General features: G+C 65.8%; 16 protein-coding genes and 1 pseudogene. 5 read left to right on the top strand and 12 right to left on the bottom strand.

Going from position 1 to position 17411, the window contains the following annotated elements; translation table 11 throughout:
- Nucleotides 1-31: 31 nt before the first annotated feature.
- From A5695_RS03215 to A5695_RS03235, 5 genes are all read right to left on the bottom strand, one after another.
- The gene (locus A5695_RS03215) at nt 32-901 is read right to left on the bottom strand and encodes an ABC transporter permease (protein WP_068078026.1); all 870 of its coding nucleotides are present in this window, start codon (nt 899-901) and stop codon (nt 32-34) included.
- 1 nt (nt 902) lies between these two features.
- Nucleotides 903-1616 (bottom strand): MlaE family ABC transporter permease, encoded by a 714-nt coding sequence (locus tag A5695_RS03220; protein ID WP_369830152.1) that lies wholly within the window; start codon nt 1614-1616, stop codon nt 903-905.
- A 743-nt stretch (nt 1617-2359) separates the two neighbouring features.
- Nucleotides 2360-3028 (bottom strand): TetR/AcrR family transcriptional regulator, encoded by a 669-nt coding sequence (locus A5695_RS03225; RefSeq protein WP_068078034.1) that lies wholly within the window; start codon nt 3026-3028, stop codon nt 2360-2362.
- Between the two features lie 145 nt (nt 3029-3173).
- The gene (locus A5695_RS03230) at nt 3174-3479 is read right to left on the bottom strand and encodes a hypothetical protein (RefSeq protein ID WP_068078037.1); all 306 of its coding nucleotides are present in this window, start codon (nt 3477-3479) and stop codon (nt 3174-3176) included.
- Nucleotides 3480-3602: 123 nt separating this feature from the next.
- On the bottom strand, nt 3603-4931 hold the full coding sequence (locus A5695_RS03235; RefSeq protein ID WP_068078040.1) for an acyltransferase: 1329 nt from the start codon (nt 4929-4931) through the stop codon (nt 3603-3605).
- 84 nt (nt 4932-5015) lie between these two features.
- On the opposite strand from A5695_RS03235, the gene A5695_RS03240 reads away from it, so the two are divergent.
- On the top strand, nt 5016-5987 hold the full coding sequence (locus A5695_RS03240) for an aldo/keto reductase (RefSeq protein WP_068078043.1): 972 nt from the start codon (nt 5016-5018) through the stop codon (nt 5985-5987).
- Nucleotides 5987-6178: pseudogene (locus A5695_RS03245) on the top strand (NAD-dependent epimerase/dehydratase family protein); the annotation flags it as partial. The gene A5695_RS03240 and the pseudogene A5695_RS03245, both read left to right, overlap by 1 nt.
- A 53-nt stretch (nt 6179-6231) precedes the next feature.
- Here A5695_RS03245 and A5695_RS03250 read toward each other — a convergent pair.
- Nucleotides 6232-7332 (bottom strand): NAD(P)-dependent oxidoreductase, encoded by a 1101-nt coding sequence (locus A5695_RS03250; protein ID WP_068078049.1) that lies wholly within the window; start codon nt 7330-7332, stop codon nt 6232-6234.
- Nucleotides 7329-7601 (bottom strand): hypothetical protein, encoded by a 273-nt coding sequence (locus A5695_RS03255; RefSeq protein WP_231974696.1) that lies wholly within the window; start codon nt 7599-7601, stop codon nt 7329-7331. The genes A5695_RS03250 and A5695_RS03255 overlap by 4 nt, the downstream gene beginning before the upstream one ends.
- A gap of 20 nt (nt 7602-7621) precedes the next feature.
- Between A5695_RS03255 and A5695_RS28895 the strand changes: the two genes are divergently transcribed.
- Complete coding sequence (locus A5695_RS28895) at nt 7622-7777, top strand: hypothetical protein (RefSeq protein ID WP_197515347.1); 156 nt, start codon at nt 7622-7624, stop codon at nt 7775-7777.
- 66 nt (nt 7778-7843) lie between these two features.
- Nucleotides 7844-8626 (top strand): SDR family oxidoreductase, encoded by a 783-nt coding sequence (locus A5695_RS03260; protein ID WP_068078052.1) that lies wholly within the window; start codon nt 7844-7846, stop codon nt 8624-8626.
- On the opposite strand, the gene A5695_RS03265 is transcribed toward A5695_RS03260, so the two are convergent.
- From A5695_RS03265 to A5695_RS03280, 4 genes are all read right to left on the bottom strand, one after another.
- Nucleotides 8619-11534: an RND family transporter gene (locus A5695_RS03265; RefSeq protein ID WP_068078055.1), complete on the bottom strand. Its 2916-nt coding sequence runs from the start codon at nt 11532-11534 to the stop codon at nt 8619-8621. The genes A5695_RS03260 and A5695_RS03265 overlap by 8 nt on opposite strands.
- Nucleotides 11531-11965, bottom strand: a complete 435-nt coding sequence (locus A5695_RS03270; protein ID WP_197515342.1) for an MmpS family transport accessory protein — start codon at nt 11963-11965, stop codon at nt 11531-11533. The genes A5695_RS03265 and A5695_RS03270 overlap by 4 nt, the downstream gene beginning before the upstream one ends.
- A gap of 266 nt (nt 11966-12231) precedes the next feature.
- Nucleotides 12232-12849: a TetR/AcrR family transcriptional regulator gene (locus A5695_RS03275; protein ID WP_068078058.1), complete on the bottom strand. Its 618-nt coding sequence runs from the start codon at nt 12847-12849 to the stop codon at nt 12232-12234.
- A 139-nt stretch (nt 12850-12988) separates the two neighbouring features.
- Nucleotides 12989-13918: an alpha/beta hydrolase gene (locus tag A5695_RS03280; RefSeq protein ID WP_068078062.1), complete on the bottom strand. Its 930-nt coding sequence runs from the start codon at nt 13916-13918 to the stop codon at nt 12989-12991.
- A 139-nt stretch (nt 13919-14057) separates the two neighbouring features.
- Between A5695_RS03280 and A5695_RS03285 the strand changes: the two genes are divergently transcribed.
- On the top strand, nt 14058-15425 hold the full coding sequence (locus A5695_RS03285) for an aldehyde dehydrogenase (RefSeq protein WP_369830150.1): 1368 nt from the start codon (nt 14058-14060) through the stop codon (nt 15423-15425).
- A 24-nt stretch (nt 15426-15449) separates the two neighbouring features.
- Here A5695_RS03285 and A5695_RS03290 read toward each other — a convergent pair whose 3' ends face one another.
- Nucleotides 15450-17063 carry a PPE family protein gene (locus A5695_RS03290; RefSeq protein ID WP_068078164.1) on the bottom strand — a complete coding sequence of 538 codons (1614 nt, stop codon included), beginning with the start codon at nt 17061-17063 and terminating at the stop codon, nt 15450-15452.
- Nucleotides 17064-17411 lie beyond the last annotated feature (348 nt).

Consider the following 17411-nt stretch of genomic DNA (forward strand, 5'->3'; position numbering starts at 1 on the left):
CATCGTCACTGGCGCGGGTCGTCATGGGCGGCTACACGGTGAGGTTGAAGTTCGGGGTCTTGCCGTAGACCGCCATCGCGGTCAAAACGACCACCACGACGATCGTGATCAACGACAGCCGCATCGATCGGCCGACCGCCTCGCCGACGCCGACCGGCCCGCCGGTGGCGGTGTAGCCGTAATAGCAGTGGGTGGTCATCACGACCACCGCGACCAGGATGACCTCCGCGAACGACCAGCCCACGTCGTTGAGGCGCAGGAAGGTGTGGAAGTAGTGGTTGTACGTGCCGATGGACTGTCCGTACAACAAGACGGTGGTGACCTGCTGAGACAGGAATGCCATGGTCATCGCCAACCCGTAGAGCGGGACGATGACGATCAGACCGGCCACCACCCGGGTGGACGCCAGGAAGGGGACCGACCGGATGCTCATCACCTCGAGCGCGTCGATTTCCTCGCTGATGCGCATGGCACCCAATTCGGCCGTGGCGCCCGCGCCGACCGTGGCGGCGAGCGCCTGACCGGCGGCCACCGGCGCCACAAACCGCACATTCACCAGTGCCGCCAAGAACCCGGTGAATGCCTCGACACCGATGTTGCCGAGCGTTGCGTACCCCTGAATGGCGACCAGCGAGCCCGCGGACAGGGTGATGAAACCGACGATGGCGGCGGTGCCACCGACCACCGCCATCGCGCCGGTGCCCATTCCCATCTGGGCAACCATGCGGAGGAGCTCTTTGCGGTAGCGGTGCACCGCGAAGGGGATCTGGCCGACCGCGCTCAGTGCGAACCAGACCATCTGCCCGATCTCGACCAGTGGGCGGGAAGGGACGTCCCCGTATCGGATGACGAAGGCGCTCGTCCGGGGGAAGCGGACGCGCAGGGCTGCAACCGTGGACATGTCAGCGCCCCGTCCCGAACCGGACGCCGATGGTGGTGAGCGCCGCGTTGACGGCGAACAGCGCGATGAAGCACAGCACCACCGTCTCGTTGACGGCGGTCCCGAGGCCCTTGGATCCGCCCCGGACGATCAGCCCGCGGTAACAGCCGACCAGGCCCGCGATCAGTCCAAATGTCGCGGCTTTGACGAACGCGATCACCACCTCGGGCAGGCCGGTGAGCGCCGTCAACGTGGAGAGGTAGGCACCGCTCGAGACGTTCTGCAGGTACACGCTGAACAGGTAGCCGCCCCCGAGGCCGACGGCGACCACGAGCCCGTTGAGCAGCACCGCGACGAGGGTGGAGGCGACGACCCGGGGCACCACCAGGCGGTGGATCGGGTCGATGCCGAGCACCTCGAGCGCGTCGATCTCCTCGCGGATGGTGCGTGCGCCGAGGTCGGCGCAGATGGCGGTCCCGCCCGCGCCGGCGACCACCAGCACCGTGACGATCGGGCCGAGTTGGGTGACCGCGCCGATCGCGGCACCGGCCCCGGACACGTCGGCTGCGCCGATCTCTGCCAGCAGGAGGTTGAGCGTAAAGATGAGCAGCACGGTTTCCGGGATGGACACGGCGATGGTGGGCAGCAGCGATACCCGCATGAGAAACCAGCCATTCCAGATGAACTCACGCCATTCGAACGGCTGTCTCAGTGCTTTCCCGGTCAGCACGCACATGCGGAAGAACCCCCCGGCCACTTCCGTCCCGGGCCGAATCCGCCTGCTCAATTTGCTGGCTGTCAGATGCGGAGTAGTCATCCGGGCCGCCCCGGACGTGATCGCGCAACGAGTCGTCCAGGTTCTGATGCTTCGTCAGGTGGGCGGAGCACAATCGCGGGACGGCCCTCGCGACGGTGCCCGTATTGCTGATTAGCGGGCCGGTGCACGACGCTGCCGGCCAGCGCAAAGCGCTGCACTACAATGTGTTTCGAATGAGACGGGGCAGGGGAGTTTTCCTGGCTTGTCCGCGCCAAGTCGTGATGCGACGACGGCCGCCGCCACCGATAGCGTGCCGCACCCGTTGATTCCCGACGCCCGTCGAAGCGGTGACCCTGTCGGCCGACACTCTGAGATACCGCCCCTCGGCTCCATGCCGCCCTAGTTTGCGCCACGCACCACTATGGCATTAGACCGTACGGTCAGTCAATAACCCGGCAGGAGCTGGCGTCTTCGTCGGGCAAGCGCCCGCACACGGCCGCTGCCGATTCGACGCGGTTTTCGGGAATTAGCAGCATGTTTGGCCCGGGTCGGTACTAGCGAGTGCATACTGACGGGGCGCATGCACCGGAAGGGTCCGTTGTCGAAACCGACCGCGCGTACGGTAGAGGCCGGTGGTACCCGCGCGTCGGGCTAGCGATCTTCCGTCGGGACAAACGGAGCATGGAAGGGCCAATTCCGGCCCGGTGCAATGGCGTTGGAGGCTATTCGGCCGGACCTGTGACCGCTGCGAGGCACTCACGGACCACTGAGACGACGTCTGCGGACGGGCTTGCCCACTTGCCGAGCCCGAGCCGGTCGAGTAACAACCCGCCGAGGAACACATCGACGAAGGCGGCCCCGACCTGTTCGGGAGTGCGGGGATCGTCGGGGCCGAACCACACCCACATCCATTCGAGCGATCCCCACAGCTGCAGTGCCGCCAGTTCGACGTCGACGGTTCGGAAAACTCCGCTGTCGATCCCACTGCGGATCTCATCGATCGCCAGTGTTTGCAATTGGTTCCGCAGCTTGCGTACTTGTTGCATCGCCGGGTCGTCGGACAGCTGAACGACCTCGCGCTGGCTTGCCACCGTCGCCTCACGGGCGACCACCTGTAGCAGCGCGGAGGTGTAAATGATCGCGGCGATACGTTCCTGCGGCGTGCCGAGTCGGGACCATGCCATCTGCACCGCATCGAGTTGGCGCGCGAGGTGGCTTTCCTCGAGTTCCCGCAACATCTGCGCCTTGGTGCCGAAGTGATGAACGATGGTGCCCTTCGACATGCCGAGCTCGTCTGCGATGTCGCCCATATTCGTTCTGTCGTAGCCGCGTTCGGCGACATAGCGGACAAACGCGTCGAAGATCTCGCCACGCCTACCAGGTCGAGGCATCGTGCACCCTTCGGCTCAAACTAACCGTACGAACGGTCCATCATAAGCTGGGCGATGTCAAGATTTCTCCGCGGCGACCGGCGTTGCGCGACGTGTCGATCAGCCACCGCTTGGCGCGGCAGAATCCGTTCGGTCGGTAGGCGCGTTACAACGCCCGGTGGCCATTCAGCCGGGCGGGGGCGGTTACGACATAGGTGTTCGCCTTGGTTGCCGGCTTGATCTCACCGGCGGTGTACACGGTCATGAGGTCTCTGCCATCGCTGTCGACGACGCACACATAGGTGTCCGTCTCGGCGTCGTAGTCGAAGCTGTCCCAGGCCAATAGGAATGCCAAGCAGTTGCCGTCGCGATCCGCGACGACCAGCTTGTGCACTCCCGACTTTCGTAGGAGCTCGGCGTCCTGTGCACGCTGCTGAGGGACCTGGCTGGTGTGGAGCGTGGCGTGTGACATCTGTGTACTCCCTTAGCGGGGATGTCTCCCCCTTGGCCTGGGCTCGACTGCTTGGATACTGGCGAGCCCTGGCGGAAACGTTTCTCTCCGAGTACGCACCCGACCAGGGCACTAGGGCCCATCTCAAGGGGACGTAAGTCGCTTACCCGGGGGGACCGTGTCCCGGGTTTTCGGCCGCACCGCCACCATCACGACCCCGGCGGCGAACAGGGCCGCGGTTGGCCACGAGAATCGGCCGTTCGGCGCGAAGCCGCCTTGGGCCAACAAGTGCAGTCCAGCCGCGGCCAGGACGGCGCCGCTCAGCATAACCGCCTCGGCAAAGCGGTCTCCGAGGGGCAGCCCGAACGTGGGCAGCGGAACCGCGAAGACCCGACGCTGCCACCACAGCAGCAGCAATTCGGCGGCGGTCACCACACTGAGGATGGTGATCCATTCCAGCCGGACGAGCCACCACGCCACCGAACCCTCGTGCGGTTGCGGGATTAGGCCGGCCGGATAGGCGACGATCGCAACGACGACTACCGGAACCATGTGCCACAGGTAAAGAGCCATCACGTTGGCGTTGGCGGTGGACAGCACGCGGTGGACGGATCGGCGGTGCAGGACCCGGTCCAGTGCCGCGGCCACGGCCGCCGCCAGCCCCGCTTGCGTGCACCCGAAGGCCATCATCGCCACCGTCGGCGGCGTGGTGTTCTCGATCGCTTCGCCCGGGACCCCGATCATGCTCACCGGATAGGGGCCCACTCGGATCAGCAGCACCAGAGCGACGGCTGAACCGGCAGCGAGCAGCACCGGTCGCCAGCCGGCCAACAGGCCACCCTGCCAGGCGATTCCGAGTTGGTAGAGCAGACCCCAGCACAGTAGATAATTCAGCGTGCCGATGTACGGGACGTGGCCCGCGAGCGAGACGCCGTCCACCAGCACGACTCCCGCACCAAGCGTGGCCGGGACTAGCAGACCCCAACGCCGGTGCGCCGCAACGGCAATCGGCGTCAGTGACACGACAAGCACGTACACGGCGAGGAACCACAGGTGCATGGCCACCGCCCAACCCGCGTACTCCAGCACCGTGCCGGGCAGGCGCCGAGCCTCAAGGATGACCACGATCACCGAAACCAGCGCGACGTAGACGGTGGTCGGCCCCAGCACCCGAGCGAGCCGGTGCCGGATCCATGCCTGGCGCGAGAAGCTTTCGGCGTCGCGGCGGTGAGCCCACGACACCGCCCCGGCATAGCCGGCCACGAAGAAGAACACTGGAACCGCCTGGAAAATCCAGGTCAGCCATTGGGTCCATGGCATGTCGAGCAGCGGGTTCTCGCGGCCGAATTGCCCGTCGTGGTAGGTCACCGACCCGGCCAGCCAGTGGCCCAGCACGATCAGGACCACGCCCGACGCGCGGTAGTAGTCGACCGCCAGATTGCGGGCCGGTCGCGCGGTTTCTACGTCGTCCATCGGATCGCGGCGAGATCGATGCGGTGCACTCGCGCAACGGTACCCGCCCGGTCGTGTGGAGTTGCCGGGCGCACAATGACCCCCATGAAACAAGCTCGCCTCGCCGACCTCGACGTCGGTCGCCTTGGCCTGGGCGCGATGGGGATGTCCGCGGCGTACGCCGGAGCCGGCAGCCATGACGCCGAGTCGATCCGTACCGTCCAGCGGGCCATCGATCTGGGCGTGACGCTGATCGACACCGCCGAGGTCTACGGCCCGTATACCAACGAGGAGCTGCTCGCCCGCGCGCTGCAGGGTCGACGGGATCAGGTTGTGGTGGCTACCAAGTTCGGCATGATCTCCCACACTGGGCGCGGTGGGCTGGACAGCAGCCCCGCCAACATCCGCATTGCGGTGGACGGTTCGCTGCGAAGGCTCGCAACCGATCGCATCGACCTCTACTATCAGCACCGTCTCGATCGGGAGATCGCGATTGAAGACACGGTCGGGGCATTGGCGGAACTGATCGCAGCCGGAAAGATCCGGCACATCGGCCTTTCGGAGGTCGGTGTGAACACCATCCGCCGCGCGCACGCGGTACATCGGATCACCGCCGTGCAATCGGAATACTCGTTGTGGACGCGCGATCAAGAAGACGAGATCCTGCCGCTGCTGCGCGAGCTGGGTATCGGATTCGTCGCCTATTCGCCGTTGGGGCGTGGCTTTCTCACCGGTGCCATCCGCTCCACCGAGGGATTGCCGGACAGCGACTACCGCAAGACCAATCCGCGCTTCTCCGACGAGAACTTCCAACGCAACTTGAACAGCGCGGACGAATTGCGCAGCATCAGCGCCGACATCGGTGCCACCCCCGCTCAGGTAGCCCTCGCGTGGCTGTTGGCGAAAGGTCGCGACATCGTGCCGATTCCGGGAACGAAAAGGGTGGCGCGCCTCGAAGAAAACGTCGGCGCGGACGCCGTCCAACTGACCGCCGACCAGCTGACCCGGCTCGACCGGCTCACCCCGGCCGTCGGGGGCCATCACGCCGAAGCCCAAATGAAGTGGATAGACCGTTAGTGGCCGCCGCGAAGAAACTGGTCATCGGGTCGAGCGGCTTTCCGGGCTCGCCTGTCACCAGGCAGCTGGCCACCGCCGGAGCCCAGGTGCGAGTCATGTTGCGGCGCACCAGCTCTACCAAGAGAATCGACGACCTCGATGCCGAGCGCTGTTGCGGGGACGTCTTCGCCGACGAGGCGCTGCGCACGGCCACCCTATAGTGGCGACCGCCGCGCCCGGCCACGCCGCGCGCGATCGCCACGGGCTAGTTGACGTCGGCCAGCGCGGCGGTCCCGTATTTCTTTTCGATCAGAGCCCACGGGTCAGCGTATGTCCCGCGCCCCTCGAGCCGGCGCTGCACCCGAAGGACGGCACGCAGGGCCGGGCGCAATATGGGGCTCACGATTCGCACCAGGGTCCGCATGCGGCCCTGCGTTTCGGCGATCCAGGCCAGGGTGTTCGACCAGTCGTGCTCCTGGAAGTTCAACAGCTCCTGCGCTTCGGTGGTGTCGTACCAGCCGGTGAAACTCCATCCGCGGTCGTCAGCGGGGTCGCCGGGCAGGCTGGCGGACGGACCTAAGCCACCCAGACCGACGGCGTCCATGAGTCCGTCCTCGAGGTCGCGTTGGGTGAGCACGTACGACTCGTTTCCACCGACGAGTACCACCTTGCCCGCGATCGTCGACTCGCGGTCGACGCCGTTGGCGAAGGCGAGCGCGACGTCGCGCGCATCCACCGCGTGCATGCGGTTGTCGCCGGGCATCGACCGCATCAGGAGCAGCGAGTCGCTGTTGACCGTCGAGTAAGTGTCCGGCGAGATGATCCCGCCCAGGCGGAACAGCGCGTACGGCAAGCCGCTGGCGCGGATCGCCGCTTCGGCAAGCACCTTGTCCTGACCGTATTGATCGATCGGATTCACGGGGGTGTCCGGGGTGATCCGCTCCGGCTGGCGGTAGGGATTGCGCGATCCGTACACCGCGGCACTGGAGGCCATCAGGAACAACGGCGGCCGGGGGAGCGCGGCGCAGGCCGCCAACAGGTTTTCGGTACCGCCCACGTTCACCTTGCGGGCCAGTGCGGGCTTGCGATACGACAGCGGGGACACGACCGCGGCGAGGTGGACGACCGCGTCGGGCTGATGGGTCCCGACCAGCTCGCGCACCGCCTCGGCGTCCAGCAGATCGGTATAGGCCCGGACGAGCGTACCCGGGTACCGGCCGGCGGACAGCCCGCGTTCGACGGCGACGGTGTTGTCGTTTCGCAGATCCATCGCGATGACGGTGCGTCCCCGCCCGAGCAGGATCTGCGTGCAACGCTTGCCGACTTGGCCGAACGCACCCGTGACCAGAATGGTGGATGCGGTCATCCCAGCACCTCCTTCGCGAACCGGCCGATCGCCCGGCGGATTCGATCGGAGATGTAGATGGAAAGCACGGGTGCGACGATATCCTCTCGCAGCCGAGTTAGCTTGGAGCTCTTGATGAACCACTGACCGGCGAGGTTCTCGTAGGTCTCGTGGTAGTGCTCGTAACCCATCAATGTGACTCCCGTTCCGAATCGGGCGACGTCTTGCAACGCCCGCACGCGGCGGGCGGTGGTCGCGTCGGCGACTGCGTTCTGCGCGCGCTGTGTCATAGCGGCTCGATTCTGTCGGTATGGGCCCCGGCGTGACGTATCACTGGCGAAGTGTAAACCTGTCGGTCTCAGAAGTAGACGACCTGATGTGTGGCGTGCGCATGTTGCTGCACGACGAGGGGAACGCGCGCAAGGCCGTCACCGCCGCCGCGGCGGTCTCCGATGGCGTCGGCTGAGTCTGGCCATACATCGGCTCCACTACGTATGGTGCAAGGACGCACCGACATGACAGGAGAATCACAGTGGCAGAACGGTTGGCCGGGAAGGTCGCGCTGATCAGCGGTGGCGCGCGGGGGATGGGGGCCTCGCACGTGCGAACGCTGGTAGCCGAGGGGGCCAAGGTGGTGTTCGGTGACATTCTCGACGACGAGGGCAAGGCGGTCGCGGCCGAAGTCGGGGATGCCGGCCGCTATCTCCACCTCGACGTGACGAAACCCGAGGACTGGGACGCGGCGGTGGCCACCGCCCTGAGCGAGTTCGGCCATCTCGACGTTCTCGTCAACAACGCGGGCATCATCAACATCGGTACGTTCGAGGACTACGCCCTCTCGGAGTGGCAGCGCATCCTCGACATCAACCTGACGGGCGTGTTCCTGGGCATCCGCGCCGTGGTGAAGCCGATGAAGGAAGCCGGGCGGGGGTCGATCATCAACATCTCCTCCATCGAGGGGATCGCCGGCACGATCGCCTGCCACGGTTACACCGCAACGAAATTCGCCGTCCGGGGCTTGACCAAATCGGCGGCACTGGAGTTGGGGCCCAGTGGGATCCGGGTGAACTCGATCCATCCCGGACTCATCAAGACGCCGATGACCGAGTGGGTCCCCGAGGACATCTTCCAGACCGCGTTGGGCCGGATCGCCCAGCCCAAGGAGGTCTCCAACCTCGTGGTCTACCTGGCCAGCGACGAGTCGAGCTATTCGACCGGCTCGGAATTCGTGGTCGACGGCGGCACCACCGCCGGCCTGGGTCACAAGGACTTCTCCGCCGTCGACACGGCCGGGCAACCGGAGTGGGTTACCTAGCGGGAGTGAGGGATTCGGTCTCCTCGGAGTCCTTCGTTTGGCTCGGCTTGGGCCACGGCGAGGGAACCGGCCGCTGCCGCACCCGCTGCGGCCACCAGAACCACTTGCCCAGCAACGCGGCGATCGACGGCGTCATCAGCGACCGGACGATCAGGGTGTCGAACAGCAGACCCAATCCGATGGTGGTGCCGACCTGACCGATGACCGTCAGCTCACTGACCGCCATCGTCATCATCGTGAAGGCGAACACCAGTCCCGCCGAGGTGACCACCGAACCGGTGCCGCCCATCGACCGGATGATCCCGGTATTGAGGCCGGCGTAGATCTCCTCCTTGAACCGGGCCACCAGCAGCAGGTTGTAGTCAGCGCCCACGGCAAGCAGGATGATGACCGACATCGCGAGCACCATCCAGTGCAACTCGATGCCGATCAGGTGCTGCCAGATCAACACCGACAGACCGAACGACGCCCCCAGCGAGAGCAAGACGGTGCCCACGATGACGGCCGACGCCACCACGCCCCGCGTGATGAGCAACATAATGATGAAAATCAAGCACAGCGAAGAGATCCCGGCAATCAGCAAGTCATAGGTGTTGCCGTCACTGAGGTCTTTGTAGATCGACGCGGTGCCCGCCAGATAAATCTTTGAGCCCTCCAGCGGCGTGCCCTTGAGCGCTTCGTAGGCGGCCTTCTTGATGGCACTGATGTGCGAGATGCCCTCCTGCGACATCGGATCGCCGTCATGGCTGATGATGAAGCGCACGGCATGGCCGTCGGGGGAGATGAAGTTCTTCATGCCCTTCTTGAACTCGGCGTTGTTGAAGGTCTCGGGCGGCAGGTAGAACGAGTCGTCGTTCTTGGACGCGTCGAACGCCTTACCCATGGCGTTGGAGTTCTTCTGCGCCTCGTTCTGCTGATCCTGTAGACCCTTCTGGGTCGAATACATGGTCAGCATTGTGGTTTTCATGGCCTTCATGTTTTCGATCATCGACGGCATCAGCGCCACCATCTGGGGCATCAGCGTGTCGAGGTGATCCATGATCGGCAGCAGGCTCTCGATGTCATCGGTCATGATGTCGATGCCGTCCAGGCCGTCGAAGACCGAGCGGAGCGACCAGCACACCGGGATGTCGTAGCAGTGCCGCTCCCAGTACAGGTAGCTGCGAATGGGCCGGAAGAAGTCCTCGAAATCGGCCATGTGCTGGCGTAATTCGTTGATGTCGATGGTCATGTCGTGCATCTTCTTGACCATCTGATGCATGTCGTTGGCCATCTGCGCGGTGATGCTCGACATCTTCTCCATGCTGTCGATGGTCGTCTGCATCATGTCGGCCTGGTGCAGCATTTCGGCCATCTGATCTTCCTGGTACTTCTGGTTCATCTGCTGGGTGACGCCCTGCATGCTGATCTGGAACGGGATCGAGGTGTGCTCGATCGGTGTGCCCTGCGGCCGGGTAATGGCCTGCACGCGGCCGATTCCGGGCACGCGGAAGACCGTCTTGGCGATCTTGTCGATCACCAGGAAGTCCGCGGAGTTGCGCAGATCGTGGTCGCTTTCGATCATCAGCACTTCGGGATTCATCCGCGCCTGGGAGAAGTGCCGATCAGCGGCCGCGTAACCCTCGTTGGCGGGCAGGTCAGCGGGCAGGTAGTTGCGGTCGTTGTAGTTGGTCCGGTAGCCGGGCAGGGCCAGCAAGCCGACGAGGGCGATCCCGATCGTCAGGACCAGGATCGGTCCGGGCCAGCGGACCACCAGTGCGCCGATCTTGCGCCACCCGCGAATGCGTTGTGTCCGCCGGGGTTCGAGCGTCCTACCGAAGCGGGTCGCCACCGAAATGACCGCGGGTCCAAGCGTAAGGGCCGCCGCCACGACGACCACCATGCCGATCGCCAGTGGGATGCCCAGCGTCTGGAAGTAGGGCAGGTTAGTGAAATGCAGGCAGAAGGTCGCGCCGGCAATGGTCAGACCCGACCCGAGCACCACGTGGGCGGTGCCCTTGTACATCGTGTAATACGCGTCTTCGCGCGACTCCCCGACCGAGCGGGCTTCCTGATATCGGCCGATCAAGAAGATCGCGTAGTCGGTGGCGGCCGCGATGGCCAGCGTGACCAACAGATTCGTGGCGAACGTCGAGAGCCCAATGATGTTGTAGTAGCCCAAGAACGCGACCATTCCCCGCGCGGCCGAGAGTTCGAGGACCACCATCACCAACGTGAGCAACACGATGACGACCGACCGGTAGACCAACAGCAGCATCCCGATGATCACCGTGAATGTGGCCGCCGTGATGAGCTGCAGGCTACGGTCGCCGGCCGTGTGCTGATCCGCCGACAGCGCCGCGGGCCCCGTGACGTACGCCTTCACCCCGTGGGGCGGGGGCACGCTCTTGACGATGCTCTGCACCGACTCAACCGATTCGTTGGCCAGGGCTTCACCCTGGTTACCGGCCAGATACACCTGGACGTAGGCGGCCTTGCCGTCGTTGCTCTGAGCGCCCGCCCCCGTCAGCGGATCGCTCCACATGTCCTGAACGTGCTCGACGTGTTTGGTGTCCGCGTCGAGCTTCTTAACCATCTGGTCGTAGTAGGCGTGGGCGTCGGCGCCGAGGGGATTTTGCCCCTCGAGCACGATCATGACCGAGCTGTTGGACTTGTACTCGTTGAAGATCGCGCCCATGCGCTTGGTCGCGACGACCGACTGCGCTTCGTCGGGAGTCATCTCCACCGAGCGCATCTTCCCGACCTCGTCCAACTGGGGGACGACGACGTTGAGCACCGCGATCAGCGCGATCCAGCCCAGGATGATGGGCACCGCGAAGGTTCGGATGAACCGCGGAATCTTTTCCCGCACCGGTTCGTCGGCGACGGCAATGCTGTCGGTGCGGGCGTCATCGATGGGTGCGCTCATGCGGATTTCACCAAGCAGAAGGTCAGGGCGTGCACGCCGTTGGTTTGATTCTCGGCCTTGACTTCGTCATCGATGGTGATGCGACAACCCAAAGAATTGCCGTCGCTTTGGGCCGAGAGGTTCGGAAACACCGATGGGGCGGTCGTGCTGAGCACCAGCGTCCACGGCAAGGGCGCGCCGTCGACCCGCTTCGGGTCGGCGGACAAGTCCAGATAGTTCACGTTGGCCGTGCTGGCCGTGCCGAAGACCTCGTACTTGACGACCTTCGGCTTGAACGGCTTGGAATCGTCCAGCCGAGGGCTCGTCATGATGCCCGTGTCGTGGGCGCCAAAGAACGACTTGACCCGGGCCACCGCGAAGCCGCCGACCACCAGGACCGCGACGATCAGCATGGGCAACCATGCCTTGCGCACAACCTTCGAGAGCTGCACCTAGGGAATTCCCTTCCTCATTACCCGATCGCGATGCGGTCAGTCGTGCACGACGGCTTGCGCTGCGCCGCAACGGTTTCGGCGGTCGCATCGGTTCCGTACAGGTTCGATGGTCGAAGCTCGCGGTCTCCCGAGAACACCGATTGTCGCCCCCAGGGTGGCCCGTCCCTTGTGGCGCGAAAGCGTTCTCGACTACCGCAAAGAGAGCATAGTACATATTGTGCATTTGTTGCACACCATGCAACGATTGCGATCGGTGTTTCAGGTCACTTCGTGAAGATGCTGTTGACCAGCGCGGCGGCGCGCTCGACGTGGGGCATCGGCGTGTCGTCGGCGTCTCCCTCGCCCCTCGACCACCGCTCGATGCCGGAGCGCACGGCGGTCAGCGCCAGCGCCGCGATCAACGCGACAATCTCGTCGTCGGGTCGCATGCCCTGGCGGCGGGCGACTATGTCGGTCAAGTGAGTCTGAAACCGTTCCAGATCGGCGAGGAACGCGGCTAACACCGCCGGCGAGGTTTTGGCGAGTTCGAGCATGTGGGCTGCGTGTTCGCGGCGCGGGGGCACGTCGCGAAGATGGTGGGCGGCCAGCGTGATCAGCTCCGCCAGGACGACCGAGTACGGCGCGGGACCGGCGGCGACGAACTCCGCTACCAGTTCGGGGGGTATGTCCGACGGGCCGTAGGCGATCGCCGACTCTTTGTTGGGGAAGTAATTGAAGAAGGTGCGCGTCGAGATGCCGGCTTCGGTGCAGATCTCGTCGATGGTGACCTTGTCGTAGCCCCGTTCCACCGTGAGGCGCATCGCGGCGTCGCGGATGTCCGCGCTCGTTTGGCGGCGACGGCGCTCGCGTAGACCCATCTGATTGACGACCACGGCGTCCATCGTTGCACATTCTGCACACTTTGCAGTCAAAAGTGATGGCGGTCGCCGCCCCAGCCTGGGCGGGACATCACGTCACCCGCGCTATGCCGACGCGAAACATGTTCGTGGACTAGCTGGTTCGGCCATTGCGGCGCGCGGGCTATGCCCGAGACGCGGCGAGTGCGTCCCGAAGGTGATCGCACTGGCTGGCGAAAAATTTGACCGACACCGGCGCCTTGTTCGCTATCTGGTCGAAGGCGTGAAAGGCGCCGGGGGCGATCTCCTCGTGCACTGCGACGCCCGCCTCCCGCAAGCGGCGCGCGTATTGCAGGCACTCCTCGTAGAAGAGGTCCAACGTTCCGACCCCGATCCACGCCGGCGGCAACCCCGACAAATCGGCCCGCCGCGCCGGGGCGGCATCGTTGGCGTCGGCGCCGCCGAGATACCAGCTCCACGCCAATTGGTTGTCGGTCTCGGTCCACATGATGCGCCCCTGACCGCTGCGTTCGGCGCCGGTCCGATCGTCGAGCATGGGATACACCAGCATCTGGAAGGCGAGCTTGACCTCACCGCGGTCGTGAGCCCAGTGGGCCAGCGCGGCCGCGAATAGCCCGCCCGCACTGGCCCCACCCACGGCGAGCCGATCCGGATCGACCCACGGTTGGCGTGCGAGCCAGAGCAGCGCCGCGTAGCAGTCCTCGACCGGGATCGGGTACGGATGCTCGGGGGCCAGGCGATGATCCACCGCAGCGATGGCGACACCGGTGCGGTTCGACAGCTTGCGCAGGAACTTGTCGTCCTGGGTGGCGTGACCCATGATGGTTCCGCCGCCGTGGACCCACAACATGGCCGGCGCGCGGCTGGGGAGACCGACCGGACGATGCAAACGAACCGACACGTGCTCGTTGACCGCCGCTTCCGGCACGTCACGCAACCGTGCCTGGGTGTCCAACATGTTCTTGATCGCCCGCTGGACCTTGAACCCACGCTGTAGCGCATACCCCCGCGGAAGAAACCGGGCGATCTTGCGCAGACCCGGGTCCACCGCCTGCGATGAGGTAAAGGCGTTGTGGCGGAGCCGTTTTACCATCGAAGCCCTCAATCCCTTCCGCCGGCGGACACGCCGACCATACCGGATCGCCGTCGTGTCCCGAGGCGTCTTCACCGCGCTGACCAGCGATTCTTGGCGGCAGCTGATTGGTCGCGCCGACGGCAGGGTATCCGCTGTCGTGGCTTCGACCCTTACCAAAATCATCAGCGTCCTGGATCCCCGCACCGGTGACACCGTCACCCAGGTGCCGATCACCGAGCCGGCCGACTGTGACGAAGCGGTCAGGCGCGCGGCGGCCGCCGCCAACGAGTGGGCCCGCGCCTCGCCGGCCGAACGTGCCGCCGCCGTCGCGGCCGCGGGCGCCGACGTCCGGGCCGCGGCCGACGAACTCGCCGAATTGAACGAGCGGGAGACCGGCAAGCTGGGCGGCGACGCGCGCGGTGGCGTGGAGGCGGGCATCGACACGCTCCTGCAGTACGCCCAACTCGGTCCGTTACACCGCGGCGGCGCCCTGCAGGGCGGCTGGTCCGCGACCGACTTGATGGTTCCCCAGCCGCGCGGCGTGGTTGCGGTGATCACGCCATGGAACGATCCCGTGGCGGTGGCGGCCGGGCTGCTCGGCGCGGCCCTGGTCACCGGGAACACCGTGGTGCACAAGCCCAGCGAGCGCTGCCCGCAGACCGGGCGGCGGTTCGCCGAATTGCTGGCCGCCCGGTTGCCCGACGGCGTCCTCGAGATCGTGGACGGTGACGGCACCGTCGGGGAACGGTTGGCGGCCGCGGAGCTGGTCGATGTCGTCGCGCACGTGGGCAGCAGCGCGACCGGCCGCCAGATCGCGCGGGCCTGCGCCGAACGAGGCGCCAAGGCCCTACTGGAGAACGGCGGAAACGATCCATTGATCGTCGATGCCGATGTCGATCCGGCCTGGGCGGCCGGACAGGCGGCGCTCGGCGCGTTCGCGAACGCCGGCCAGATCTGCGTCTCGGTGGAGCGCGTCTATGTTGTGCGGTCGATCGCTGATGCGTTCCTCAACGCTCTGATCGACGAGGCGATCGCGTGGGCCGACCGCATCGGACCGCTGGTCGACGAGCGCCACCGCGAGCAGGTGCACGCACACGTCGAGGACGCCACCCGCGCCGGGGCCCACGTCCTGGTCGGCGGCGAACCGCGACCCGGGCCGGGTTCGTTCTACCCGCCGACGGTGTTGACCGATTGCACGCCCGACATGCTCATCATGCGCGAGGAAACATTCGGTCCCATCGCGCCGGTGCGGGTGGTGCCGGACTTCGTCGCCGCGTTGGCCGAAGCCGCCGACGACCGATACGGCCTGGCCGCCACCGTGCTGACCGGCAGCATGGCGCATGCCCAGGAGGCGTGGCGCAGCCTTCCCGTCGGCACCGTCAAGATCAACGACGTCTTCGGCGGCGCCCCGGGCGGAGCCTCCGAACCCCGCCGCGCCAGCGGCGCCGGTTTCGGCTTCGGGCCCGAGTTACTCGACGAGATGACCGCCATGAAGGTGGTGCACTGGTCGGCGCCCGGGGACTGAGGCTGGCCGAGTGCGGGCGTCGTCTCAGTCCTGATCGGCCAGCCAACCACTGGGCAGCATCGGGCTGATCGGTCCGCCGCCGAATTTGTCGTCCGAGACCGTGGTCAATCCGGCGACCCGCGTGGCGGAATCAGCCGCGTAGGCGGCGGGGGACCCTAGCGGTCCCGCGCCCCGGTCGGAGAGCGTCGCGGAAGTCGCACGAGCGTCGTCGGATGCGTTGAAATCTGGCTGTAAGTCGAGGAATTCGTAACGGTAACCCCGGTCGGTCCGGTCGGCCGCCGGCCGTCGAGGCCGCCCGGAGTGCCGCTGCTGCGCGGTTGCGGTCTGCGCGCTGTCCGCGGCGGAGGCGTCAGCCGCGGTTACCTTTCGGGCCCTACCCGCAATCTGGGATCCCGACTCGGCGCCGAGCACACCGACCAGGTATGGCGACACGAAATTTTGTGCGGCCATGGCGGTTTCGGGTCCCACGACCGTGGGCGGCGGGCCGGGCGGGCCGCCGGCCGCGCTGGCGGTAGCAGGCACCGGCACTGGAGATGACGCATGCAGTGCAGCGGGATTGAGGGCCGGCGCCGTGGTAACCGAGGGGATCGAAGGTGCTTGGGAGACGGGGATTGCGGGCGCGGGCAAGGGCATCGGCCCCGCGGCGGGGACGGGCGCCCCAGCCAGCCCCGCCAGTCCCGCCAGGCCGCCTGCCGCGCCGGCGGGGATAGCCACGAGCGGGGTGAACAATCCAACGGTGTAGATCGGGTTGCTCAGGAAGAAGCCTAGAAGGCCCGCCGGGTTGAACAACAGAAGATTGATCAGCATGAGTGTTCGGTGAATGACGAATTGCAAAGCGAGCATGACGATCGTCTCGAACAGCTGCGCCGGATTGTGCGCGTACATGGGAATCAGGGTCTCTACGCGCGAAAGAAACATCGACAAGCTCGGGTGCATTGACCAGCCCTGCGGCGAAAAAGGATTGAAGGGAAATAGCGCTTCCAGCCACTCCTGGAGATTTTGGGGGAGTGAGGTGCCCATGATGTAGGGGTTGCCGCCGCTCATCCCCGAGCCACCCGTCATTCCTGAGCCAGAGCCCATGTTTCCGGTGCCCATGTCGGTTGTCATGATCTGGGGCGCGGGCGTGGTTTGTGGCGTCGCCGCGACCGCCGCAGTCGAGACGGCTTGATACGTGCTCATCGTCGTGGCGGCCTGGATCCACATTCGTGAGTAATCGGCCTCATTCAGCGCTATCGGGATCGCGTTGACACCAAAGAAGTTCGTCGCCACCAGTACCGCGTGGGCGGCGTGGTTGGCGGCCAATTCACCGAGCGACGGCATCGCGACCAACGCCGTCGTGTATGCGGTCGCTGCCACCTCGTGTCGGGCGGCCGTAGCGGTGCTGGCTGCGCTGGACTGCAGTAGCCACGCCAGGTAGGGGGTGTGGGCGGCGACATATTGCGTGGAGCTTGGCCCTTCCCACGCGCCGGCCTGGACCTGGCCGAGGAGGGCGGTGAGTTCACCGGCGACCGCGGAATACTCGGCGCTCAACGACTGCCAGGCACTCGCCGCGGCCAACAGCGGCCCGGGCCCAGGCCCGCTGGACAGCAACATCGAATGAACCTCGGGCGGCAAGGCCATCCAGATCGGCGCCGTCATCGCAGGTCCGTCCACGCCGGGCGGCGCCGCCCCGGCGTCTCGCCGTCGAGGGAAACCACCACCGGTTCCTTCCTGCCGGGAATCACTCACACCGGCGAAGCATGATCGATGCCGGCACAGGGCTGAGGGGTGAGCCGCGAACCTGAGTTTACGGCCGAGAAGTCCGTAGATGCGGATTGATTGCTGATAATTATCTGTATATGCGGGACGATAAGGTGCCAGGGCGGGTCGGCGGATATCTCACGGGGCGCGTGCATGCGGACCGCCCGCGTGCGCATGGGCCGCAACGCCGGACGGCATCCGTTACGGGTGGGTCGGAGCTATATGGTGCAAAAGCCCGGGCATCGG

The sequence above is a fragment of the Mycobacterium sp. E1747 genome, assembly GCF_001667775.1.
Lineage (GTDB): Bacteria > Actinomycetota > Actinomycetes > Mycobacteriales > Mycobacteriaceae > Mycobacterium.